This window comes from Duganella sp. sic0402, assembly GCF_019219065.1.
GTDB lineage: Bacteria > Pseudomonadota > Gammaproteobacteria > Burkholderiales > Burkholderiaceae_D > Rugamonas.
The window spans coordinates 86,214-108,414 of record NZ_JAHUWK010000011.1 but is presented as its reverse complement, the minus strand read 5'-3'; the positions used below and the strand labels follow the sequence as shown (position 1 = coordinate 108,414).

Genomic DNA, 22,201 nt, shown 5'->3' with positions numbered 1-22,201 from the left:
TCAGCCTCCTGATAAAGCTTGCAAGATGTATACCTGGGAATGGGGAGCCAGCGCGTCGTCGAGCCGCTGGCGTTCGCGGGTGCGCTGGCCGTCGATGAAAATCACCACGTTCTCGCGCAAATGCCCCTGCTCGTCGAGCACATAGCCGCGCAGCCGGGGATGGTCGGCAAAGCAGGCATTGAGCGCGCCGCGCAGGTCGGCCGCGTCGGTCTGCACCTGCGGCACGGCCATGAAGCGCCCTAGTTGCTGGGTAAAGTTCAGATGCGCCATGCGCACAGATTCTATGCCGATTGGCGCTAAAATGAAATCGCCTCAATCACCGGAGCTGTGCATGTCGATTACCCCGGAAGAACTGGAACTGCTGATGCAGGAAGTGGAGAAGGAAGACCCGATCGACTTCGCCGACCTGCCTTTTGACGAACACGATTTGCGCGGCCTGATCTCCAACCATCTGTGCGAGATGGCTGACGCGATGGAGAACTTCAGCGACGAGGACAAGCACCTGACGCTGCTGGCCGTCGCCGCCAAGCTGGTGCTGGAAAACATGGTGCTGAATATTCAGTTGCTGCGGCGCCACGGCGTGCCGCTCAGCGACACCACGGAGGCGCTGTTGCAGCGCCTCCGCAAGAAGGATTAGCCGGCGCGCGGGAAGTCGATCTCGGTCACATTCACCCGGTTGAACAGATTGGTGAAGGTGATCGAGGTAACCGCCAGCAGCGTATCGACGATCTGCGTATCGCTATAGCCGGCCTGCTTCACCGCCAGCACGACATCAGCAGGCACATCGCCGCTGGTGCTGACCACGCTGCGGACGAAATCCGCCAGCGCGTCCAGGCGCGCATCGCCGCCCGGCTGGCCGTGGCGTGCGCCGAGGATGGCTTCATTGCTCAAGCCAGCTTTGCCGCCCATCAGCGTGTGCGCGGCCAGGCAATAATCGCAGCCGGCGTTCTGGCTGACCGCCAGTTTCACCACTTCGATTTCCTTCGCGCTAAGGCTGCTTTTGCGCAGCGCAGCATCCAGATTCAGCGCGGCTTCCAGCGCCACCGGGCTATTGCTGCCGATGCCCAGGTAGGCGTTCGGCACCTTGCCGATCGCGCCTTTGATGGCGGTGAACAGTTGGGCGGCGTGGCCGCTGGCTTCGCTAGCAGCTTGGGTGTATAAGCGGGACATGATGTGTTTCCTTTTCAAAGTGAGTTGCGATGGAAACAGTGTAGGCCGGTCGCTTGCGATGCTGAATACCCGAAATGCTCTATAATTTGCTCTATCGTCTCATCCGCATGTTATGGACCCGCTTAGCCATTTACTCTCCCTTTACCCGGTGCGCACCGCGCTGGACGTGCGCTGCCGCTTCGGCGCGCCGTGGGTGCTGAACCACCAGGGCACGCCGCCTGGCGTCGCTCCCTACCACCTGATCGTGCGCGGCGAAGCGCAGGTCGGCGAGCAGATACTGCAAACCGGCGACATCGTCGTCTTCCCGCACGGCGGCGCGCACCAGCTGCACATCGGCGATCCGGCGCTGGCCTCGGCCCAGCACAGCACGCCCGGCGTGCTGCAACTGCAAGGCAACCACGGCGACGGCCCGCAAACCGACATCCTGTGCGGCGAATTCCGTTTTGACGCCGACAGCGGCGCCGGCCTGCTGCAAGCCTTGCCGCACATGCTGGTGGTGCGCACCGCCGGCCGTCCGGACGCGCAAAGCCTGCGCTACCTGCTGCGCATGCTGCAGGAAGAAGCGGAAGCGCCGCGCGGCGGCTCGGAAGCCATCATCCGCCAGCTCGCCTTGGCCCTGTTCGCGCTGCTGATCCGCACCTGGCTGGAACAATCGCTGGCGGTGCCCGGCCTGTTCGGCGTACTGGCCGAACGCCGCCTACAGGCCGCCATCAACGGCATGCTGACCGCGCCGGAAAAACCATGGACACTGGAAGACCTGGCCGACGCCAGCCATATGTCGCGCGCCACCTTCGCCCGGCTGTTCAAGCAGGCCGCCGGGGCCACGCCGGCTGATGTGCTGACCCAGCTGCGCATGGCGCGCGCCGCCCGCCTGCTGGACGACGGCCGCCAGGCAGGGGAAGTGGGAGAGGCGGTAGGCTACCAGTCGGAAGCGGCGTTCAACCGCGCCTTCAAGCGCCAGTATGGGGTGGGACCGGGAGCCTGGCGGCGGCGGGCGCCTGAATGAGCAGATCGGTTTCGGCTATCGCCACGCAAGGCAGGATGTAGCCCTCGCGCTTTTCGTCGGGGCTCAGGCCCGGCCAGTCGACCTTGTAGCGTACCGTGCCGCTGGTGGACAGGCAGATGCAGGTGCGGCACGTGCCGTTGCGGCACGAGCTCGGCAAGCGGATGCCGTTCCGGTCGGCCGCCTGCAGCAGCGTCTCCGGCGCCTGCGCCTCAAACGTCCATCCCTGCCCTTCCAGCGTGACCTTCATGCCTGCATCCTATTGCCCGTGAAGGCAATATGATATCAAGCATGCAGTTGCAGGCGCGGTTTGCTGTCCACCGGCGGGCGCGAAGGCTGGCCGCCGACCGGGCGGGTACGCCGCGCGGACGCGTTGGCGTGCTGTTGCAGCTTGAATACCGAAATCGCCTGGCACACGAAGCGCGCCTGCACCGCCAGGTTGCCGGCCGCAGCAGCGGCTTCTTCCACCAGCGCCGCGTTCTGCTGGGTGATGTCGTCGATCTTGATCACCGCCTCGTTGACCTGGCCGATGCCGTTGCTCTGCTCGCGCGTCGAATTGGAAATCTCGCCCATCACCTTGGATACGCGGCACACCGATTCAATCACCTCGTTCATGGTGACGCCGGCGCTGTTGGTCAGCGTGGTGCCGGCCTGCACTTTCTGGATCGAAGTATCGATCAGTTCTTTGATTTCCTTGGCCGCCGTGGCCGAGCGCTGCGCCAGGCCGCGCACCTCGGACGCCACCACGGCGAAACCGCGTCCCTGCTCGCCGGCGCGTGCCGCCTCCACTGCCGCGTTCAGCGCCAGAATATTGGTCTGGAAGGCGATGCCGTCGATCAGGCCAATGATGTCGAGGATCTTCGCCGACGAAGCGCTGATGTCGCCCATGGTAGTCACCACCTGCGAGACAATGCTGCCGCCCTGCGTGGCCACTTCGCGCGCCCGTTCGGCCAGCTGGTTGGCACTGGCGACGTTGGAGGCACTCTGCTGCACGGTGGCGGTCAGCTGCTCCATGCTGGAGGCGGTCTGCTGCAAGCTGGACGCCTGCGATTCGGTGCGGCCCGACAAATCCATATTGCCATCGGCAATTTCATCAGTGGCCACCGAGATCTGGTCGAAGTTGGCGCGCACATCGCCGATGATGCTGTGCAAATTGATATTGGTCTGGCGCAGCGCCGCCAGCAGCTGCCCGACCTCATCGTCGCGCTGGATCTCGATCTTGGCGGTCAGGTCGCCGCCGGCCATCATGCGCGCCGCCTTGGTCGCCTGCCGCAAGGGCAGCGCCACATTGACATACAGGTTGCGGCCAAACGCCAGCATGCCCAGCATGGCGATGATGGCCGCGCCGCCCAGCCAGCCGTGCGCCTTGGCGGCAGTGGCGTCATCCATCACCAGCAGCGCCAGCGCCAGCGCGGCCAGCACGCTGACCAGCAGCGTGGTCACTGCCGCGATCTGCGTCGGCAGCGAAGTGCTGGTCATTGCGCGGATGCGGGCGGCCAGGCCGGTCGATACCGCGCGCCCTTTGACGATGCGCAGATTGCGCGGATTGCCATTCTTGAATTCGCGGTACAGCGCGTCCGCCTCGCGCACCTGCTCGCGCGACGGCTTGGTGCGCACCGACAGGTAGCCGACCGGCTTGCCGTTTTCGATCACCGGCGTGACGTTGGCCAGCACCCAGTAGTAGTCGCCGTTCTTGCAGCGGTTCTTCACCAGCCCGGTCCACGGCATGCCGTCCTTGATGGTGTTCCACAAGTCCGCAAACGCTTCCACCGGCATATCCGGATGGCGCACCACGTTCTGCGGCGCGCCCATCAACTCTTCCTCGGTGAAGCCGCTGACTTCAATGAAGTAAGGGTTGGCGTAATTGATATTGCCTTGCAAATCGGTGGTGGAGACGATGGTCTTGCCATCCTCCATGATGTATTCATTTTGCGTGACTGGGGTGTTGACTCGCATAACCGCTCCTTTGCCAGCTTCATCTGCTTTTCAGTAGGGAGGCGAACCGGGGCTTGGGGGGCGCCACAGGCCGCAATGGCCTGTGTAAGAAGAATAGAATTATTTTGGGCGCAAAATAATCTCCAATTGTCGCAATGCCGCAAATTTTCTGTTGAGTTACAACAGTGAAAGTGTAATGTGTGTGATGCATCCGGGCGACAGCGCGCACCGAAGCCATTTGCTTAATTTGCGCATTAGGATCAAAGTATCTCTCCAAGCCATGCATCTCGCGATGCGGGGGAGACAACAATGAAGCTTTTGCAATGTGCACTGATCACCGTGGCGGCCGGGCTCGCTGCCCATGCTGGCGCGCAGTCGCCCAGCCAGGAACCAGGCCTGTCACCAGCCGCACGCAGCGCGCCGGCCTACTCGCCGTACATTCCGCCGGCACTGCGCAAACCCTTGCGCGACGCGGCGCCCGGCCCGGCGCTGCTGCGCTACCAGCCGATGCAAAAGCTGAGGAAACGTTTTGACGCCGCCGATCTCGACGGCAATGGCATGCTGAGCCGCGACGAAGCGCGCAAGGCCGGCCTCGGCGTGGTCGACCGCAACTTCGACCACATCGACACCGCCCAGCGCGGCAACGTCAGTTTCGACGACCTGCAAACTTATCTGATCCAGCGCCGCGAAGAGGCGCACTCGCGCTAAGCCTGCTCGGCTTGTGGTGGCGCATCGCGGCGCGGCAGGGTCAGGCTGAACACCGAGCCTTCGCCCGGCTTGCTGTGCAAGGTCAGGCTGCCTTCGTGCACTTCGGCCAGCTGGCGCGAAATATACAGGCCCAGTCCCAGGCCTGCCGGTGCATCGCTGCCGACGCCGCGTTCATACGGTTCAAAAATCTTCGCCTGGTTTTCCGGCGCCACGCCAGGGCCGCAATCGCGCACGTCAATACGTGCCCAGTCCTGCTGCACCGTCAGGCTGACGCTGACCGGCTGCTGGCAGCCATAGCGCATGGCGTTGGTCAGCAGATTGACCACGATCTGTTCGATGCGGAACTCGTCCCACCAGCCGCTGACCGGCGTGTCGGCGCTCAGCGTGATGCTGGTGCCGGAGGTGGTGGCTTGCGGCGTCAGATCATGCACCACGCGCCGCAGCAAACCGGACAGCTCCACCCAGCCCGGCCGCAAGGACAGCTTGCCGCTGCGGATGCGCGACACGTCCAGCATGTCGTCGATCAGCCGGATGATGCTCTGGATCTGGCGGTCGTCGCGCGCCACCATGCGCTGCAACTGCTCGGCGCCGAACGCGGCCATATTTCCGCGCTCCAGCTGCATCTTGCGCAGCTGGGTTTCCAGGTACAGCGTATTCAGCGGCGTGCGCATCTCGTGCGACACCATCGACATGAATTCATCGCGCATCAGCAGCGCGCGCTCCAGCTGCGCCTGCGTCTCGGCCTGCTGCTGGCGCGACGCCTCCAGCGCCTCGACCTGGCGCCGCATCGCCTCGCGCGCCTCGTACAGGGCCACAAAGACTTGCACCTTGCCCTTCACCGCGCGCGGATCGAGCGGCTTGTACAACACGTCCACCGCGCCAGCCTCGTAACCCTTGAACGAATAGTTGAGCTCCTTGCCGGCCGCCGTCACGAACACGATCGGAATCTGCCGCGTCTTCTCGGTGCCGCGCATCAGCTCGGCCAGTTCAAAGCCGTCCATGCCCGGCATCTGCACATCCAGGAAAGCCATGGCGAAATCATGTTGCAGCAGCAGCGCCAGGGCCTCCTCGCCGGACCCTGCCTGGTAGACCTCGCGCCCGTCGCCGCGTATCACGGCGTTCAGCGCCTGCAGGTTCTCCGGCAGGTCGTCAACGATCAGCAGCTTGGTGGGGGAGGCGTCTTGCATTAGTTATTCTCCAGCATCATCAACAGAGTGTGTATCTCATCCAACGGCAAAATCAGGTCCGGCTGGCGCAGCCGGATCGCCTCCTGCGGCATGGTCGGTACTTCGGCTTCGCGCGGGTCCTGCACCACGGTCAGGCCGCCGGCCGCGCCGATCGCCGCCAGGCCAGCCGCGCCATCCTGGTTGGCGCCGGTCAGCAGGATGCCGACCAGGGCCGGGCCGTAGGCGTCAGCCGCCGATTCCATCAAATAATCGATCGCCGGCCGGGCGAAATGCAGCGGCGCTTCGCAGCTCAGTGAGAAACTGCGATCCTGCTCTACCGACAAATGGTAGCCCGAACCTGCAAAGTATAACGTTCCGGCAGCAATCTGCTCTTTGTCGCGCGCCTCGTGCACCGGCAAATTCATGCGCTGCTGAAACACCCCGGCCAGATGGCTCTGCCGCCCATCGGGAATATGCAGCACCGCCACCATGGCGCAGCCGTAGTCGGCCGGCAATCCCGGCAGCAGGCGCAACAGCGCGCCGACGCCGCCAGCCGAGGCGCCGATCACCACCGCCTCGATGTTGCGGCCGGCCAGCGCGGTCTGGAGCTGCGAGCGGTCCATGGTCAGCGCTTGCGGAACAGCCGTTCGCGCTTGAGGACGGGCTCAAAGCGCGGGCCATAGGCGGAAAAGTCGATGCTCTCCTTGCTGCCCAGCCCCAGAAAGCCGCGATGGCATAGCGACTCGTGGAACAGGCCGAAGGCGCGCTCCTGCAACTTCTTCTTGAAGTAAATCATCACATTGCGGCAGCTGATCAGATGCGTTTCCGCGAACACCGCGTCGGTCGCCAGGCTATGGTCGGCAAAGGTGACGTTCTCGCACAGCGCGCTATCAAACAGCGCCGCGTTATAAGCGGCGGTGTAATAGTCGGAAAAACTGCGCGTGCCGCCGGCCGCCTGGTAGTTCTGCGTGTACTCGCGCATCGCATCCAGCGGAAACACGCCCTTGCGCGCCTTGTCCAGCGACTGCGGGTTGATGTCGGTGGCGTAAATCATGCTGCGCTCCAGCAGCCCTTCTTCCTTGAGCAGGATCGCCATCGAATACACTTCCTCACCGGTGCTGCAGCCAGCAATCCAGATCTTCAGCGACGGATAGGTACGCAGCACCGGCACCACATGCTCGCGCAACGCGGCAAAGTAGGTCGGATCGCGGAACATCGACGTTACCGGGATGGTCAGGTACTGCAATAGCTGGCTGAAGGCGGCCGGCTCGTGAATGATGCGCGCCTGCAGCGCCGAAATACTATCGCACTCCATCTCGCGCATCGCGTGCAGCACGCGGCGCTTTTGCGAAGCGCCGGTGTAATCACGAAAATCGTAGCTGTACTTCATGTAGATCGCTTCGATCAACATTCTCAGCTCGATATCGGTGTCGCTATGATGCATACATTACCTTTACTTCAGCTACGTTCGGCGTTCGGCATCCACACGCGCAACAGCGAGTACAGGCGGGACAGGTCGATCGGCTTGGCCAGGTAATCGCTGGCGCCGGCCGCCAGGCATTGCTCCTGGTCGTCCTTCATGGCCTTGGCGGTAATCGCGATCACCGGCAGGCGCGCGAAGCGCGGATCGTCGCGCAGACGGCGCGTCGCTTCCAGACCGTCCATGCCCGGCATCATCACGTCCATCAGCACCAGGTCGATGTCCGGCACGGTGTCGAGTTTTTCCAGCGCTTCATAGCCGTTGCGGCCCACTTCCACCAGCGCCCCCTTCTGTTCCAGCGCACTGGTCAGCGCGAAGATGTTGCGCACATCGTCGTCCACCAGCAGGATGCGGCGGCCTTCAAACACGCGGTCGCGCGCACGCACCGTTTTCAGCATGCGCTGGCGTTCGCTGGACAGGTCGGCTTCCACCTTGTGCAGGAACAGTGTTACCTCATCCAGCAGGCGCTCCGGCGAACGCGCCCCCTTGATGATGATCGAGCGCGAATACTTGTGCAGATCGGCTTCCTCGGCGCGCGACAGGTTGCGGCCAGTGTAGACGATCACCGGCGGAAACGCCGCCAGCGATTCGCCGGCCATGCGCTGCAGCAGTTCGTTGCCCTGCATGTCAGGCAGCTTCAGGTCGATGATCATGCAATCGTAGACGGTGGTGCGCAGCAGCGCCAGCGCTTCCTCGCCGCTGCCGACCGCAACGATTTCCACGTCATCGTCGGAAATCAGCTGCACCACGCTGTCGCGCTGGCGGTCGTCGTCTTCCACCAGCAGCACCCGCTTGATCTTCTGGGTCAGCTTGGTTTCGATGCGGCGGAACACTTCCATCAGCTGTTCGCGCGTGGTCGGCTTGAGCGCGTAGCCAATCGCGCCCAGGTGCAGCGCGGCCTCGCCGTTGTCAGCGCCAGACACCACATGCACCGGAATATGGCGGGTGTGTGCATCATCCTTCAGCAATTGCAGCACCGACAGGCCGGAGCGGTCCGGCAAGCGGATGTCCAGCATGATGGCGTCCGGGCGGTATTCACGCGCCAGGCGCAAACCCTCATCCGCGTCGAAAGCGACCAGGCACAGGTACTGCTTTTCGTGCGCCAGGTCGTACAGGATGCGCGCGAAGGCCGCGTCGTCCTCCACCACCAGCACCAGCCGCGAGCGGCTGGCGCCCGCTTCTTCCACCAGTGCGCGGTCATCGTCGAAGGGGCGTGGCAGGGCCGGCGCCGGGGCAGGTGCGGGCGCCTGCTCGGACAGCGGCGGCAGCGGCCGATCGCTGGTCTCCACCTGTGCCGGCGTGGTCGAGCTACCGGCGCGCGGGCCTGGCTCCGGCGTACTCCAGGCCAGCGGCAAGGTCAGCGTGAAGCAGCTGCCTTTGCCAGGCTCGCTGACCAGGCTGATCGAACCGCCCAGCAGCTGCGCCAGGTCGCGCGAAATCGACAGGCCCAGGCCGGTGCCGCCGTATTTGCGGCTGGTGGTGCCATCAGCTTGCTGGAAGGCGTTGAAGATGCCCTGCTGGTCTTCGGCGCGGATGCCGATGCCGGTGTCCTGCACCGAGAACGCCACCTGGCCGTTGCCGCCCGGCTGGGCCGACAGCGTGATCTGGCCGGTGCTGGTGAACTTGAGCGCATTGGACAGCAGGTTTTTCAGAATCTGTTCCAGGCGCTGGCGGTCGCTGACCATGTGCTCGTTCAAGCTGTCCCCGACTTGCAGATGGAAGGCCAGCTTCTTCTGCTGCGCCAGCGGCTCGAACACCATCGCCATGCCTTCGACGACATGCCGCACCGACAGCTGCTCCGGCACCAGGTCCAGCTTGCCGGCTTCCACCTTGGAGATGTCGAGGATATCGTTGATCAGGTTCAGCAGGTCGTTGCCGGCCGAGTAAATCGTGTTGGCGAAGCGCACCTGCTCTTCGTTCAGATTGCCCTGGCCATTTTCCGCCAGCAGCTTGGCCAGGATCAGCGAGCTGTTCAGCGGCGTGCGCAGCTCGTGCGACATATTCGCCAGGAACTGCGATTTGTACTGGCTGGCCCGTTCCAGCTCGCGCGCACGCTCTTCCAGATCTTGCTGGGCTTTCAGCAGCTCGGAATTTTTCTGGTCGAGCGCCACGCCCTGCTCGTTCAATTGTTCGTTGGTCTGTTCCAGCTCGGCCTTCTGGTTTTCCAGGCTGGCCTGCGATTCTTCCAGCACGCGCGACTGCTCTTCCAGCTCCTCGTTGGCGGTGCGCAGTTCTTCCTGCTGTACTTGCAGTTCTTCGTTCAGTTGCTGGGTCTCAGCCAGTACCTCTTGCAGGCGCTGGCGCGAATGGCTGGCTTCGATGGCGCTGCCGATATTGCTCTTCACCAGCGTCAGCAAGTCGATATCGCGCTCGGCGATCGGCCGCAACAGGCCCAGCTCGACCACGCCGTTGATCACGCCGTCGCTGTCCACCGGTGCCAGCAGTACGCTGGCCGGGGCACCGCCGCCCAGGCCGGAAGCGACCTGGATGTAATCGGCCGGCAGCGGCTCCAGGCGGATCACGCGGCGCTCCAGGGCGGCTTGCGCTACCAGGCTTTCTGCTGGCTTGAACTGCTGGTCGCGGTGTTCCCACGCATCGCTGAAGCCATACGAGGCGACGCGGCGGAAGCTGCCATCCGGTGCGCGCAGGTACAGCGCACCGACCACCACGCCCATATAGCGCGCCAGGAACTGCAGCAGCGCCTGCGACAGCTGCGGCAGCGCCAGCTGGCCAATGCCCTGCTGCGCCAGCTCGCTCTGGCCGGTGCGCAGCCAGGCTTGCTGTTGCAGCTGCTTGGCGTGCTCGGCATGGTCGTCCAGCGCGCGCGTGTACACGCGCGACAAGCTGGTCAGCTCGCGCCGGCCGAACCAGGCCAGCACGCCGCCCACGCCCAGCGTCAGCAGCAGGTAGACCACTGCCACGGTGGTTGTGACCGCGCGCGATTCATCGTTGCGCTCCTGGCGCATGCGGGTTTCGGTATTGACGAACAAGTCCAGCTGGCGGCGAATCTCGTCAAACTGCGCTTTGCCGCGCGCGGTCTTGATCGGGCCGGTGACGTCGCCGTTGGAGGAGCGCAGCTTAATCATTTCCTGTGCGTACAAATCCCATTGCTGCTGCTGGTATTGAATGGTGCGCAGGCGGTCAACCTGGGTTGGATTGTCCTTCACCAGCTTCATCAGGCCGTCGAGATTGGCCGCCACGCGCGGCTTGGCGATGATATAGGGCTGCAGGAAGGATTCATCGCCGGCCAGCAGATAGCCGCGCATGCCGGTTTCCATGTCCACCATTTCCTTGCCGATCTGATTAGCGTTGCCGATCACCCGCTCGCTGTGTTCCACCCAGTTCATGGTGGTGATCAGATAGGCAAGCAGGACAACGAACACCCCGGCGCTGACCACGCCAGCGGCCAGCGGCAAGGTCACGTTACGTACGAGGATGCGACGAAAACCGCGGTCGTCGAGCATGGTGGAGTTTGGCATGGGCTGGGCCAGATTAGCTTAAGAAGCAAGAAGTTTATCCCAAGTACAAGGTTCTCACCCCTGCTAAATCAATCGTGCGACAGTAGCTGATAAACAACAAAAAATTATCAGTGGATAATTTTTATTGTCTAAGAATTCAGCAAAATACATCAATACGGGTTTTCTTTCCAAAATGTAATGTGATATTCCATAGACCAAGTTAATCTTGTTTCATGATGATACAAGGCGTTACAAAGTCGAGGATGATAGGAATGAAGGTTCAACAACTGCATCAGTGGGTGTTCAAGCGGGGACTGCCGCTGCTGCTGCGCGCGCGCAGCCACTACCGCCTGCAAAGCGTGCTGGATACGGCGCCAATCGCGGCACTGACCGCGCGCCATCCGGCGATACGCTATAAATATCTGCGCGCCAACTATCTGATGGGCTCTCTGTCCACCAGCGATTCGCTGGCACCATGATTCACCACTACCGCAGCCTGGGCGACCGTATCAAGCCCTGCTTCTTCACACGCCTGTTCGACGAAAGCCCGGCCATCTGGGAACACCATGAGCGCGAGCATGATTTCAAGATCCGCCTGTCCTTCCCGCGCCATCTGCGCTGCGCCACCGACATGCATGACCACGAGGGCGATCTGTCGCTGATCTTTGAAATGGATGGCGTGCCCTTGTACGTGCTGTGCATGACGCTGGTGCCTGGCAAGATCGCCGCCAGCCGCTGGGGCGTGCGCAACCTGGCCGGCGCCATGTTTGTCGGCCGCGTACAGGGTGTGCGCGACCAGGTGGAAGAGCTGCGCACCGCCACCAAGACGCTGAAAGACATCGCGCCGCCGCGCATCCTGCTGTGCGCGGTGGAGTCGCTGACGCGGATATTCGGCGCCGACGTGATCATCGGCGTCTCCAATGCCGAGCAGCTGTCGCGCCGCCTGCATGAAGAAGAGGCCGAGTCCTTCTTCGACTACGACGCCTTCTGGCAACAGGCCGGCGCCCAGCCCACCCATGGCGGGCTGTTCTGGACCCCGGCCCAGCTGCCGGAAAAGCCGATTGAACGGGTGCAGCAGAAACACCGCTCGCGCACGCTGGCCAAGCGCAACTTCCGCCGCGCGATCACCGACAGCATCAGCAGCAGCTTCGCCCACACCTTCCTGCACTAGGCGGCCGCCTCCGGCGCGTCCTGATGCCAGATCACGCCGTCGGCGCGCACCGTGGTGCGGTTGAGGATGCGCCGCGTGTCGGGGGTGATCGGCGTGGCCTTGTGCCCTACCCGCAGATTATCGGCCACCACCACATCGCCCGGCAGCCAGTGATGCCGGTAAGTGGCGCCCGGCCGCGAGTAGTGACGGTCCACCGCCGCCATCAGCGCGCGCGTATGCTCGGGACTGTGGCCCAGCACGCCGGCAGTCAGTCCCATATTCAGATACAGCGCCGGCACGCCGGTGCGCGGATGCTTGAGCACCAGCGGATGCACCACGCCATTGCGGTGCGCCGTACGCAGCGCGCCGAACTCCTGCTGTATCTCCGGCTGCAGCGTGGCGTATGCCTGTTGCAGGTCGGTGAACAGCGTATCGCCGCCCGCGTCCGAGCGCACTTCCGAATACCAGAAACTGATCGGCGTCGGGTCGGCGCGAAACGAGCCATCCGAATGCCAGTAGCGGCCGACTTCGACATGGCCATCCTCGGGCCGGCTGGCGACGCGGAAAATCTCCGGCCAACCGTCCAGTTGGCCGCGTACCGACGGGAACGTCTCCAGGCTGCCGAACAGCTGGCTGGCGGCGATCTGGTCTGGCGGCGTGAACGACTGGCCGCGTATCACCAGCAGGCCATATTGCAGTAGCGCGGCGCGCAGCTGTTCTGCCATGCTGGCGTCTGCCTGGCGTAAATCGGCGCCGCTGATTTCCGCGCCAAAGCCGATGGAAAGGGGGGTGATAAGCATGCTGACCTCCTGAGTTATGAGCATGAAATCACTATAATCCGCAGCCCATCTGCTGATAATATGGGCCAAATCGCACACACCTTTGCGCAGGACGCAAAACATGGATAGATTCGCTGAACTGAAAGCTTTCTGCCTGGTCGCCAGCAAGGGCGGCTTTTCCGCCGCCGCGCGCCAGTTGGGCGTGGCCACCTCGTCGGTGACGCGGCTGGTGGACGCACTGGAACAGCGCATCGGCGCGCCGCTGCTGAACCGCTCCACCCGCAGCATTACCCTGACCGACAGCGGCCGCAGCTACTTCGAACACGCCACGCACATCCTGGCGGCGCTGGATGAGGCCGATGACGCCGCCGCCGGACGCGACGCCGAGCCAGCCGGCGTGCTGCGCGTCGCAGCGCCGGTGGCGCTGGCGGTGCGCCATATCGCCCCACTGCTGCCTGAGCTGCACCGCCGCCATCCCCGGCTGGAGCTGGACCTGCGCCTGAATGACGCGCTGACCAATATGGTCGACGAGGCGATCGATGTCGCCATCCGCATCGGTAATCCGGAACGCCATCCCGGCCTGATCGCGCGCAAGCTGGCCGGCCACCAGCGCCACATTGTCGCCAGCCCGGACTACCTGGCGCAGCACGGCGCACCGCCCACGCCGGATGCGCTGGCGCGGCACAACTGCCTGCTGTTCAGCTACGGCGACAAGCGCGCCGTCTGGCATCTGCGCAACGGCGAACAGGCCGCCGAGATCGAAGTCAGCGGCAGCCTGCAAGTCAATAATGGGGAAATACTGCGCCAGGCCGCGCTGGACGGACTGGGCCTGGCGCTGCTGCCCGGCTGGCTGGTGCAGCCGGACCTGGACGCCGGCCGGCTGCTGCCGGTGCTGGCCGACTACCAGGCCAATCCGGGCGAGATGGAAGTCGGCATCTACGCGGTGTACCCGGCCAACCGGCGCGGCGCCTCCAAGATACGCGTATTCACCGACCTGCTGGCCGAGTCGCTCAGCGTCGCTCCCGCGCAAGCGGGAGTCCGTGCTGAGCAAGCGCCCGGATAAGCGCCTGCCTAGTGCCTGGCCTCCGCATCGACCTGCTTGCGGATCTTCGCCACCTGGCCAGCATCGGCCGCCGATGCCTGATTGCCCCAGCTCTGCCGCACAAAGGTCGCCAGCTGCGCCACCTCCTGGTCAGACAAGCGCCATGCAAAGCCCGGCATGCCCAGGTCCGACGGCGCGCCCTTGGTCGAAGGCAGCTTGCTGCCCGCCAGAATCAGGCGGATCAGCGAAGTCGGATCATCCGACAGCACCGACGGATTACCCGCCAGCGCCGGGAACACCTTGGCATTGGACACCGCGTCCGAACGGTGGCAAGCATTGCAGTTGTCGAGATACAGCTGCGCGCCGCGCGTTTCATCGCGGCCGGCCTGCAAGGCCTTGGCGGTGACATCGCTGGCCGCAAAGCGCGCCTTCTCGTCCGGTCCCGGCGTCAGCGACTTCAGATAAACCGCCATCGCCTTCAGGTCTTCCGGCGTCATCTGCTGGGTGCTGTTCGCCACCACTTCAGCCATCGGTGAACCCGCCACCGCCGAATGCGCATTGCGCGCCGTCGCCAGCGTATCGATGATGTCCTGCTCGCTCCAGCGCCCCAGGCCGCCAGCCGGGTTGCTGCGCAGGTTAACCGCCAGCCAGCCGTCTATCACCGGGCCGCCCGACAGGAACAGCGGATTCGACTCGTCCTGCGCCAGCTCCTGCTGCGTCGCCGCGCGCGGCGTGTGGCAGGCGCCGCAGTGGCCCAGCGATTGCACCAGATACGCACCGCGCGCCAGCGCCTCGCCCTGGTACTTGCTGAGCACCAGCGGCTCAACCGGCGGCGCATAGGTCTTGCGCCAGATCGCCAGCGGCCAGTTGATCGACAGCGGCCAGGTAATGCCATGCGCCTTGTTGGCCGCAGACACCGGCTGCACGCCATGCATGAAGTAGGCGTACAGTGCACGCGTATCATCGTCAGTCACTTTGGCGTAGGACGGATACGGCATGGCCGGATACAGCGTGACGCCCGATGGCGCGATGCCATGACGGACCGCGCGGTCAAAGTCGTTCAGGCTGTAGTTGCCGATGCCGGTGGCTTTATCCGGCGTGATGTTGGAGCTGTAGATGGCGCCGATCGGCGTGGCCATCGACAGGCCGCCGGCAAACTGCTTGCCGCCCGGCGCCGTGTGGCAAGCCACGCAGTCCGCCGCCACCGCCAGGTAGCGGCCCTTCTCGATCAGCTGTGCATCCGGCGCCGTCAGATTGAGCGTGCCCGGCCCGATATCCCTGGTCACGGTCGCCTGCGAGCCATAGATGAACGCGCCCGCCACCGCCACCACCGCCACGCCGGCGACGACCAGCAATCCTTTTTTCACATGGTTCATATCGTCTCCTTAAGCGTGGACCAGCGGGCCGGGGTTTTTCAGATACTGCTCGCGGATCGCCGTAGCACACCAGTAGGTCAGCGCGCCTACCATGCCAGTCGGGTTGTAGCCATTGTTCTGCGGGAAGGCGTTGGCGCCCGGCGCAAACACATTCGACACATCCCACGATTGCAGGTAGCGGTTCAGCGCCGAAGTCTTCGGATCGGTGCCCATGATGGCGCCGCCGCAGGTGTGGGTGGACTGGTATTGCGTGATGTTGTAGTGGTCGCCATCCTTCTTGGCGTCGCCCTTCATCGCTTTCGGTCCCAGCACCTTGCACATGTCGGTCGCTTTCTCCACCAGGTACTGCGAGGCCTTGATCTCGTTGTCATGCCAGTCGAAGGTCATGCGCAGCAGTGGACGGCCGAAGGCATCCTTGTAGGTCGGGTCCAGGCTCAGATAGGCGTCCTGATAGGACATGCACGAACCCTGCACCTCGTAGTAGAACGAATGGCGGAACGCTTCCTTGACGCCCTTCTTCCACGCGCTGCCCCAGTTCGGCACACCAGGCGGCGTGGCGATGCCGCGCACCGGACCGCCGCCCGGCTGGCGTGCCCAGACCAGGCCGCCGCCGATGTAGCCGGACTTGGCGCTGTCATTGCGGTTGCCGTTCAGATCGTCGATGGTGGTGCCGCCGCCGCCGATGCCGATGAACTGGTTGGCCTGCACGGTCTCATCGAAGAACAGCGAGACGCGGTTCAGATTCTGGTACGAGTAGTTGCGGCCGATGGTGCCGGTATTGCTGACAGGGTCGTACGGCGTGCCGATGCCGGAAATCAGCATCAGGTGCACATTGAACAGCGAGAACGCACACAGCAGTACCAGGTCGGCCGGCTGTTCGGTTTCGCGGCCTTGCGCGTCCAGGTAGGTGACGCCGGTGGCCTTCTTCTTGTCGGCGCTCAGGTTCACTTTCAGCACCTGCGCGCGGGTACGCAGCTCGAAGCCCTTGCGGCCGCGCAGCACCGGCAGGATGCAGGCGTTGGGGCTGGCTTTCGAATAGTTGAGGCAGCCATAGTCCGAGCAGAAGCCGCAGAAATTGCACGGTCCCATCTGGCAGCCATACGGATTGACGTAAGTGCTGGACGCGTTCGACGCCGGAATCGGATACGGGTGATAACCCATCTCGCGCGCGGCCTTGTAGAACCATTCGGCCCCCAGATAGTTGGGATTCGGCGGCAACGCGAATTCACGCGAGCGCGAGCCTTCAAACGGATTGCCGCCCTCGACCAGCTTGCCATTGATGACGCCGGCCTTGCCCGAGGTGCCGCACACATATTCGAAATGGTCGAAGTGCGGTTCCAGATCCTCGTAGGTCAGCGGGAAGTCCTGGATGGTCATCCCTTGCGGAATGAACTTCTTGCCGTAGCGCTGCTCCACATTGCTGCGCACCTTGAAGTCTTCCGGCAGCGCGCGGAAATGGCAGCCGGACCAGTGGCTGCCGGCGCCGCCGACGCCGGTGCCCGGTTTGAACGACCCCATCTGGCGATACGGCACGGCGGTGTCGTTGACGCCGTGGCGGATGGTCACGGTTTCCTGCGACAGCGCTTGCAGATAACGGCGGTGCACCGAGCCTTCCAGCTCATCCACCACGCGCGGATAGGCGAAGTCCGGTTGCGTATCACGGTCCTGGCCGCGCTCCAGGCACACCACATTGAGGCCGGCGTCGGTCAGTTCCTTGGCCATGATGGCGCCGGTCCAGCCCATGCCGACAATCACGGCGTCCACTTTGTTTTTTACGATAGTCATAATGCTTAACCTCTACGTCCAGCCAGATCGACAGGGCCGATCGGATAGGGTTTTTCACGGACTTCCACCCAGTCCAGATAGTCGCCGCGCATGCCCGGATAACCGATCATCTTCCACGCGCCCATGCCCTTGTTGCCGCCGTGTTTAGGGTCGGCGAAGTAGCCATTGCGGGTTTCGTTCAGCAGGTTGGTGAAGAACAGCTTGGCGGAGATTTCCTCCAGCTTCAGCTTGCCGCCTTCGCAGTTCTTGAGAATTTCTTCCTGCTGCTTGCGCTCCAGGTCGGCAAACGCCTTGCCGCCGAATTGCGACGCGCAGTAACCGTCCACGTTCTTGATGCCGACGCGGAGGATGTCGCGCAGCGGCAGCTTGCCCTGGTAGCCGAACTCCGGCTTGGCGCTCAGGTAAGGGCCTTGCGTATACCAGATATCGCCTGCGGCGTATGGCGTCTGCATGTGGCGGTCGAGGAATTCCAGCACGCCCAGCTCAACGGCGCCGGGGCCATGCTCGTCGTGCGGAATCAGTCGGTCCACTGCCGCGCCCAGGAATTTCCACTCGGTCTGATTGAAGAACGCCGGCGTATAAGCGTCAGGCTTGCCCTCCGATGCGTTGCCGTCGGCAGCGCTGGCGGGCTGCAAGGCACGCACCACGCCGCTGGCGGCAGCCGCACCGATGGGCACGAACATCATGGTTTTGATAAGACTCCGCCGCGACGGCGATTGTGTGTCGTCAGACATTTCTTTCTCCTCTGTTTGACTGCTTCAGGGTTGCAGCGCGCTGCGTGCTTCCCATCGATAGCCGACCCCGTAGACGGCCGAAATAGCTTCGACCAGGCCAGCTTCCTCCAGTTTCCGGCGCAGGTTCTTCACATGCGTATCGATCGTGCGGTCGTGCACGATGCGCCGGTCCTCGTACACCCAGCTGCGCAAGTCATCGCGTGACAAGGCCTTGCCGGGCGCATCGCGCAAACGCTTCAGCAGGCGCAGCTCCACCGGCGTCAGCGCCAGTTCCTTGCCATGCACGAAAGCGCGCATGCCGTGCTCGTCGATCTGCAAGCCCGGCTGCGGCGTGCCGGATGGACGGCGCCGCAGCACCGCCCTGACCCTGGCCACCACCTCGCGCGGACTGAAGGGCTTGCAGATGTAATCGTCGGCGCCGCTGTCGAGGCCGTCGAGGCGGTCTTCCTCCTGGGCGCGCGCGGTCATCATGATGACCGGGATATCGCTGTTGGCGCGCAAGGCGCGGCACAGGCTCAGGCCGTCCATGCCGGGCAGCATCCAGTCCAGCAGGATCAGGTCGACGTCGCCGCCCGCCACCGTGGCTTGCACCGACAAGCCGTCGTGCTGGGCGCTGGCGCGGTAGCCGGCCGCCTGCAAGTAGCTGACCAGCAGCCGCGCCAGCCGCTGTTCATCTTCGACCACCAGCACATGCTGCGGGTTCATGCCGCTTCTCCCTGCAATGGCAGAATGATGCGGATCGACAGGCCATGCGGCACGGCGGTATGCGTGTGCGCAGCGCTGATGCTGCCGCCATGCGCTTCGACAATGCTGCGGCAGATCGACAGGCCCAGGCCGCTGCCGCCGGTGGCGCGGCTGCGCGCGCGGTCGCCGCGCCAGAAACGCTCGAACAGCATGGTCAGGCCGGCGTCACTAACACCGATGCCGTTGTCGGACAAGGTCAGCACCGATTGATTGCGCAAGGTATGCAGGCTGATGCTCAGCTGGGTGGCGCCGTCGGCGTGGCGCAGCGTGTTGTTGAACAGGTTGCGCAGCAGCTGGCGCAGGCGGATGGTGTCGCCATCGACGATCATGGTTTCCGGGCTATCCACGATGATCTCCATGCCGGCTTGCGCCAGCGGCTCGCCCCAGCGCTGGATTTCATTGCGCAGCAGCGCCGCCAGGTCCAGCGGCTCGCGGCGATAATCGAAGGCGCCCACTTCGGACAGCGTGATCTGGCGCATATCGTCCACCAGACGGCTCAGCGTGGCCACCTCATCCATCAAGGCTTTCAGGCTGTCGTTGTCGATCGGCTCGATGCCGTCCTCCATCGCCTCCAGCTGCGCCTGCAAGACGGACAAGGGCGTGCGCAGCTCATGCGAGATATCGGCCATGAAATGGCGGCGCAGCGCTTCATTGCTTTCCAGCGTGGCCACCATCAGATTGAAATTGCGTGCCAGCGTGCCCAGCTCGTCGCGCTGCGCATGCGGCACGCGCACGCCATAATCGCCTTCCGCCACCTTGGAAGCGGCCGCAATCAAGCGCCGCGTTGGCGCCACAAAGCTGCGCGCCAGCAGGATCGCCGCCAGCGCCGCCAGCACCAGCGTCGCCAGGCCGATGAACAGGCTGTCGCGCTGCTGTTGCGTTTGGAAAGTGAGTTCAGCCTCTTCCTGCAAGCCGCGCAGCGGCGCACCAGCCAGCGTGCCGACCGCCACGCCATTGACCAGCACCGGCTGATAGCGCAGGTCGTCGCCGGTTTGCAGATTGCCGGCCAGGTGATTGCCCTGCATATCGTACAGGCCGAGGCGGCGCGGCGCTTTGTCAGGGACGGCGTAATAGATGGAGTCGCCGCCAGGGCGCGGAGAAGTGGCGCGTTCGCGGCCGATGGCGCCGGTGTAGCGCTCCCATGCGGCGCGGTTGTGGCGGATGAAGTCCCAGTTGCCGTGTTCCTGATAGGCCTGCGCGAACTCGAACGCCATCGCCTCCATGCGGCGCGCCTCGACCTCGTTCAGATAGCCCTGGAAGCCGCGCTTGAAGCTCCAGCGCGTGCCCAGCCCCACGCCGACCGCAGTCAGCACGCTGACGATCAGCAGTGAAAGAAACAGCCGGGCAGTGATACCGATCTTGACCATCAGGCTATTTAGCCACGATGACTGGCCCGCTTCAAGCGGGACACTGCAAACTGCCGTAATTCTTCACCGAAACTCCACATTGTTGTGGAAGTGTATAGTTTTAGTCGCGCGGCAGTGTTACAGCAAAGATAACCTGCGGCGCTTCGTAGCGGTAGGCGATCTCGCCGCCGTGCTGCTGCACGATTTCCTGCGCAATATGCAGCCCCAGTCCGAGGCCGCCACGGTTGCGCACATTGCCGACCGAGGCGTGCTTGAGCGGACTGTACAAGGTAGGCAGCAGCTCGGCCGGTATCGGCGGCGCCACATTGCGCACTTCCAGCAGCACCGTGCTGCCGCTTTCCGCCAGCAATACCTGAATCGGCTCGCCATGCGTGCCGTGGTGGCGGGCGTTGCTAAGCAGATTGCTCACCACCTGCATCATGCGGTCGCTGTCGATTTGCGCCGTCAGCGAGGCAGGCAGGCTGACAGCGAGGCGCAAGTCGGCATGGGCGGTGCGCACCTCGTCCAGCAGATCATGCAGCAAGGGCACCAGATCGGCCGCGCTGCGGCTCAGTCCCAGACCGAGGCCGCCGTTGATGCGGCTCATGTCCAGCACCTGGCTGATCAATCGCTCCATGCGCGTGCTGGAGGCCTGGATGCGGCTGCTCATGGTACTGGCGGCGCCGCCATGCTGCAGCACCGTGGCTGCCATATTGATCGAATGCAGCGGGCCGCGCAGGTCGTGGCCCAGCATCGCCAGCAGCTGCGCGCGGGCACGGTCGGTTTCCACATGCTTGGCCACGCTGGCGCGGTGCATCTCGCCCAGCAGCTGGCTGGCCGCCAGCCGTTCCGCATCGCTCCATGGCACGGCGCGCTGGCGCACCATCTCGCGCCATTCGTCGAAGGAGCCGCGCGGCGTCAGGCGCGCGCCCAGCGGGCCGATGCGCACCACCTTTTCCGGCCGCCCGGCCCAGCGTATCGTGTGGATCTGTTCACGCCGCAGCGCCAGCAGCCAGCCAGAGGTGACGGAGTCAAAGCGCAGCGCCAGCAAGCCTGCCCACGGCGCCAGTGCCGGCTGCAATGCCGCCGGCCAGTCACCCACAGCACTGCGTTCCACCAGCTCCGGGCCGTCGGCCGGCAGCGAAGCCACCATGCGCGCGGCCAATTCGGCGTCGATATCGCCGTGCACCATCAGCTTGCCGTACTGGCTGATTACCAGCGCCTCGGCCTGCAAGGACTGGCACAGCGCCGGCGCATGCGTCAGCAGCGCGCGCGCCGGTTCGTCGTGGTGCAGCAGGGTTTCCATCACGCGCGTGCGCACCTCGGCCGATTGCTCGACCAGCCTGGCGTTTTCGCGCGCTTCCATCGATTGCACCAGCGAGGCGATCACCTGCGCCATCACGTCAGCCGCCATGCGCACCGAGTACGGCACCTGCAACGACGACATATGATGACAGGCCAGCAGCCCCCACAAGCGGCCCGCTACCACGATCGACACGCTCATCGACGCGCCCACGCCCATGTTCTGCAGGTATTCGATGTGCACCGGCGACACGCTGCGCAGCACGCTGTGGCTCAGGTCCAGTGGCGCATCGCCGGCACGCCCGCTCAGCGGCGACGGTGTGTAATTGACATCGGCAATCAGCCGCAGCGTGTTGATGATGTACAGCCGCCGCGCCTGCGCCGGAATATCGCTGGCCGGATAGCGGCGTCCCAGATAAGCTTCCAGATCCTCGCGGCGCGACTCGGCGGTCACGTCGCCGCTGTCGTCCTGGTGGAAGCGGTAAGCCATCACACGGTCGAAACCGGTGATCGCACGCACCTGCTCGGTAGCCAGCTGCAACAACGCGTCGATGGATTTCTGCCGCTTCAGGCGGTCGATGGCGGCGTGCGCCTTCAGTGCAAAAGCAGCAACGGTATCGCTGGGCGTATCGCGCCGCTCGAACTCGATGATGAGGCGCGACTGGTGGGCATGGACGATGCAATCGAAGCGCAGCGCGCCGATGCTCACTTCCAGCGCTATCGCCGGCGCTTCACCGTCCTCGATGCTATCGACGCACTCCGCCGCTGCGGCCGCCACCTCGGCGGACAGGCGCATTGCGGACAGCGGCGTGTTCAGCGTCAGTTGCAAACCCAGCAATTGCGCGGCGTTGTCGCTCCAGCCCAACAGCATGCTGTCGGTATCGAACGCCAACAATGCGCCGTGCGGCTGGATGCTGCCGGGAATATGAATAGGCTCATCCGCACAGTTGTCCAGCGTGACAGGATCTTGCATTGTGCGGCTTCGCTTTTGAGAGGGGGAAGCGATAATTCTATCACCCCGTT

The 22,201-nt window shown here is 64.0% G+C and carries 21 protein-coding genes; 6 read left to right on the top strand and 15 right to left on the bottom strand.

Translation table 11 applies throughout. The annotated features are described in order from the left end of the window. Window positions 1–270: a MoaD/ThiS family protein gene (locus KW842_RS22405; protein WP_218306343.1), complete on the bottom strand. Its 270-nt coding sequence runs from the start codon at window positions 268–270 to the stop codon at window positions 1–3. 61 nt (window positions 271–331) lie between these two features. On the opposite strand from KW842_RS22405, the gene KW842_RS22400 reads away from it, so the two are divergent. Beyond that, window positions 332–637 (top strand): hypothetical protein, encoded by a 306-nt coding sequence (locus tag KW842_RS22400; protein WP_218306453.1) that lies wholly within the window; start codon window positions 332–334, stop codon window positions 635–637. Here KW842_RS22400 and KW842_RS22395 read toward each other — a convergent pair. Continuing rightward, window positions 634–1,170 carry a carboxymuconolactone decarboxylase family protein gene (locus tag KW842_RS22395; protein WP_218306342.1) on the bottom strand — a complete coding sequence of 179 codons (537 nt, stop codon included), beginning with the start codon at window positions 1,168–1,170 and terminating at the stop codon, window positions 634–636. The genes KW842_RS22400 and KW842_RS22395 overlap by 4 nt on opposite strands. Before the next feature lie 112 nt (window positions 1,171–1,282). On the opposite strand from KW842_RS22395, the gene KW842_RS22390 reads away from it, so the two are divergent. Next, complete coding sequence (locus KW842_RS22390; RefSeq protein WP_218306341.1) at window positions 1,283–2,176, top strand: cupin domain-containing protein; 894 nt, start codon at window positions 1,283–1,285, stop codon at window positions 2,174–2,176. Here KW842_RS22390 and KW842_RS22385 read toward each other — a convergent pair. Then, a complete protein-coding gene (locus tag KW842_RS22385; RefSeq protein ID WP_218306340.1) occupies window positions 2,121–2,423 on the bottom strand; it encodes a 2Fe-2S iron-sulfur cluster-binding protein in 303 nt (100 codons plus the stop codon). The genes KW842_RS22390 and KW842_RS22385 overlap by 56 nt on opposite strands. 35 nt (window positions 2,424–2,458) lie before the next feature. Next, a complete protein-coding gene (locus KW842_RS22380) occupies window positions 2,459–4,129 on the bottom strand; it encodes a PAS domain-containing methyl-accepting chemotaxis protein (RefSeq protein WP_218306339.1) in 1,671 nt (556 codons plus the stop codon). Window positions 4,130–4,417: 288 nt separating this feature from the next. On the opposite strand from KW842_RS22380, the gene KW842_RS22375 reads away from it, so the two are divergent. Beyond that, the gene (locus KW842_RS22375; protein ID WP_218306338.1) at window positions 4,418–4,816 is read left to right on the top strand and encodes an EF-hand domain-containing protein; all 399 of its coding nucleotides are present in this window, start codon (window positions 4,418–4,420) and stop codon (window positions 4,814–4,816) included. On the opposite strand, the gene KW842_RS22370 is transcribed toward KW842_RS22375, so the two are convergent. Genes KW842_RS22370 through KW842_RS22355 form a run of 4 tightly spaced genes read right to left on the bottom strand, consistent with a single transcriptional unit; the run spans window position 4,813 to window position 10,941 of the window. Beyond that, on the bottom strand, window positions 4,813–6,003 hold the full coding sequence (locus KW842_RS22370) for a hybrid sensor histidine kinase/response regulator (protein ID WP_218306337.1): 1,191 nt from the start codon (window positions 6,001–6,003) through the stop codon (window positions 4,813–4,815). The genes KW842_RS22375 and KW842_RS22370 overlap by 4 nt on opposite strands. Next, window positions 6,003–6,605, bottom strand: coding sequence for a chemotaxis protein CheB (locus KW842_RS22365; RefSeq protein ID WP_218306336.1), 603 nt, complete (start codon window positions 6,603–6,605; stop codon window positions 6,003–6,005). The genes KW842_RS22370 and KW842_RS22365 overlap by 1 nt, the downstream gene beginning before the upstream one ends. A 2-nt stretch (window positions 6,606–6,607) precedes the next feature. Further along, window positions 6,608–7,426 carry a protein-glutamate O-methyltransferase CheR gene (locus tag KW842_RS22360; protein ID WP_218306335.1) on the bottom strand — a complete coding sequence of 273 codons (819 nt, stop codon included), beginning with the start codon at window positions 7,424–7,426 and terminating at the stop codon, window positions 6,608–6,610. Between the two features lie 14 nt (window positions 7,427–7,440). After that, window positions 7,441–10,941: a response regulator gene (locus tag KW842_RS22355; protein WP_218306334.1), complete on the bottom strand. Its 3,501-nt coding sequence runs from the start codon at window positions 10,939–10,941 to the stop codon at window positions 7,441–7,443. Window positions 10,942–11,192: 251 nt separating this feature from the next. On the opposite strand from KW842_RS22355, the gene KW842_RS22350 reads away from it, so the two are divergent. Both KW842_RS22350 and KW842_RS22345 read left to right on the top strand, forming a co-directional pair. Further along, window positions 11,193–11,399, top strand: coding sequence for a hypothetical protein (locus tag KW842_RS22350; protein ID WP_218306333.1), 207 nt, complete (start codon window positions 11,193–11,195; stop codon window positions 11,397–11,399). Next, window positions 11,396–12,091, top strand: coding sequence for a DUF535 family protein (locus tag KW842_RS22345; protein WP_218306452.1), 696 nt, complete (start codon window positions 11,396–11,398; stop codon window positions 12,089–12,091). Before KW842_RS22350 ends, KW842_RS22345 begins: the two co-directional genes overlap by 4 nt. Here KW842_RS22345 and KW842_RS22340 read toward each other — a convergent pair. Further along, a complete protein-coding gene (locus tag KW842_RS22340; protein ID WP_218306332.1) occupies window positions 12,088–12,870 on the bottom strand; it encodes a TauD/TfdA family dioxygenase in 783 nt (260 codons plus the stop codon). The two genes, KW842_RS22345 and KW842_RS22340, sit on opposite strands and share 4 nt — an antisense overlap. A gap of 100 nt (window positions 12,871–12,970) precedes the next feature. Here KW842_RS22340 and KW842_RS22335 point away from each other — a divergent pair, with 100 nt between their 5' ends. Then, a complete protein-coding gene (locus KW842_RS22335) occupies window positions 12,971–13,912 on the top strand; it encodes a LysR family transcriptional regulator (RefSeq protein WP_218306331.1) in 942 nt (313 codons plus the stop codon). 8 nt (window positions 13,913–13,920) lie between these two features. On the opposite strand, the gene KW842_RS22330 is transcribed toward KW842_RS22335, so the two are convergent. The 6 genes from KW842_RS22330 to KW842_RS22305 form a co-directional block, all read right to left on the bottom strand. Further along, window positions 13,921–15,267: a cytochrome c gene (locus tag KW842_RS22330; protein WP_218306330.1), complete on the bottom strand. Its 1,347-nt coding sequence runs from the start codon at window positions 15,265–15,267 to the stop codon at window positions 13,921–13,923. 9 nt (window positions 15,268–15,276) lie between these two features. Continuing rightward, window positions 15,277–17,052 carry a GMC family oxidoreductase gene (locus KW842_RS22325; RefSeq protein WP_218306329.1) on the bottom strand — a complete coding sequence of 592 codons (1,776 nt, stop codon included), beginning with the start codon at window positions 17,050–17,052 and terminating at the stop codon, window positions 15,277–15,279. A 5-nt stretch (window positions 17,053–17,057) separates the two neighbouring features. Next, on the bottom strand, window positions 17,058–17,786 hold the full coding sequence (locus tag KW842_RS22320) for a gluconate 2-dehydrogenase subunit 3 family protein (protein WP_218306328.1): 729 nt from the start codon (window positions 17,784–17,786) through the stop codon (window positions 17,058–17,060). 24 nt (window positions 17,787–17,810) lie between these two features. Continuing rightward, entirely contained in the window at window positions 17,811–18,491 is a 681-nt protein-coding gene (locus KW842_RS22315; RefSeq protein WP_218306327.1) for a response regulator, read from the bottom strand. Then, window positions 18,488–19,897 carry an ATP-binding protein gene (locus KW842_RS22310; RefSeq protein WP_218306326.1) on the bottom strand — a complete coding sequence of 470 codons (1,410 nt, stop codon included), beginning with the start codon at window positions 19,895–19,897 and terminating at the stop codon, window positions 18,488–18,490. The genes KW842_RS22315 and KW842_RS22310 overlap by 4 nt, the downstream gene beginning before the upstream one ends. Window positions 19,898–19,997: 100 nt before the next feature. Further along, window positions 19,998–22,151, bottom strand: a complete 2,154-nt coding sequence (locus KW842_RS22305) for an ATP-binding protein (RefSeq protein WP_218306325.1) — start codon at window positions 22,149–22,151, stop codon at window positions 19,998–20,000. Between the last annotated feature and the right edge of the window lie 50 nt (window positions 22,152–22,201).

Bases quoted from the DNA above. Each gene is read 5' to 3' on its own strand.
- KW842_RS22405 (WP_218306343.1), bottom strand. From the start codon at position 270: ATGGCGCATCTGAACTTTACCCAGCAACTAGGGCGCTTCATGGCCGTG.
- KW842_RS22400 (WP_218306453.1), top strand. From the start codon at position 332: ATGTCGATTACCCCGGAAGAACTGGAACTGCTGATGCAGGAAGTGGAG.
- KW842_RS22395 (WP_218306342.1), bottom strand. From the start codon at position 1,170: ATGTCCCGCTTATACACCCAAGCTGCTAGCGAAGCCAGCGGCCACGCC.
- KW842_RS22390 (WP_218306341.1), top strand. From the start codon at position 1,283: ATGGACCCGCTTAGCCATTTACTCTCCCTTTACCCGGTGCGCACCGCG.
- KW842_RS22385 (WP_218306340.1), bottom strand. From the start codon at position 2,423: ATGAAGGTCACGCTGGAAGGGCAGGGATGGACGTTTGAGGCGCAGGCG.
- KW842_RS22380 (WP_218306339.1), bottom strand. From the start codon at position 4,129: ATGCGAGTCAACACCCCAGTCACGCAAAATGAATACATCATGGAGGAT.
- KW842_RS22375 (WP_218306338.1), top strand. From the start codon at position 4,418: ATGAAGCTTTTGCAATGTGCACTGATCACCGTGGCGGCCGGGCTCGCT.
- KW842_RS22370 (WP_218306337.1), bottom strand. From the start codon at position 6,003: ATGCAAGACGCCTCCCCCACCAAGCTGCTGATCGTTGACGACCTGCCG.
- KW842_RS22365 (WP_218306336.1), bottom strand. From the start codon at position 6,605: ATGGACCGCTCGCAGCTCCAGACCGCGCTGGCCGGCCGCAACATCGAG.
- KW842_RS22360 (WP_218306335.1), bottom strand. From the start codon at position 7,426: ATGCATCATAGCGACACCGATATCGAGCTGAGAATGTTGATCGAAGCG.
- KW842_RS22355 (WP_218306334.1), bottom strand. From the start codon at position 10,941: ATGCCAAACTCCACCATGCTCGACGACCGCGGTTTTCGTCGCATCCTC.
- KW842_RS22350 (WP_218306333.1), top strand. From the start codon at position 11,193: ATGAAGGTTCAACAACTGCATCAGTGGGTGTTCAAGCGGGGACTGCCG.
- KW842_RS22345 (WP_218306452.1), top strand. From the start codon at position 11,396: ATGATTCACCACTACCGCAGCCTGGGCGACCGTATCAAGCCCTGCTTC.
- KW842_RS22340 (WP_218306332.1), bottom strand. From the start codon at position 12,870: ATGCTTATCACCCCCCTTTCCATCGGCTTTGGCGCGGAAATCAGCGGC.
- KW842_RS22335 (WP_218306331.1), top strand. From the start codon at position 12,971: ATGGATAGATTCGCTGAACTGAAAGCTTTCTGCCTGGTCGCCAGCAAG.
- KW842_RS22330 (WP_218306330.1), bottom strand. From the start codon at position 15,267: ATGAACCATGTGAAAAAAGGATTGCTGGTCGTCGCCGGCGTGGCGGTG.
- KW842_RS22325 (WP_218306329.1), bottom strand. From the start codon at position 17,052: ATGACTATCGTAAAAAACAAAGTGGACGCCGTGATTGTCGGCATGGGC.
- KW842_RS22320 (WP_218306328.1), bottom strand. From the start codon at position 17,786: ATGTCTGACGACACACAATCGCCGTCGCGGCGGAGTCTTATCAAAACC.
- KW842_RS22315 (WP_218306327.1), bottom strand. From the start codon at position 18,491: ATGAACCCGCAGCATGTGCTGGTGGTCGAAGATGAACAGCGGCTGGCG.
- KW842_RS22310 (WP_218306326.1), bottom strand. From the start codon at position 19,897: ATGGTCAAGATCGGTATCACTGCCCGGCTGTTTCTTTCACTGCTGATC.
- KW842_RS22305 (WP_218306325.1), bottom strand. From the start codon at position 22,151: ATGCAAGATCCTGTCACGCTGGACAACTGTGCGGATGAGCCTATTCAT.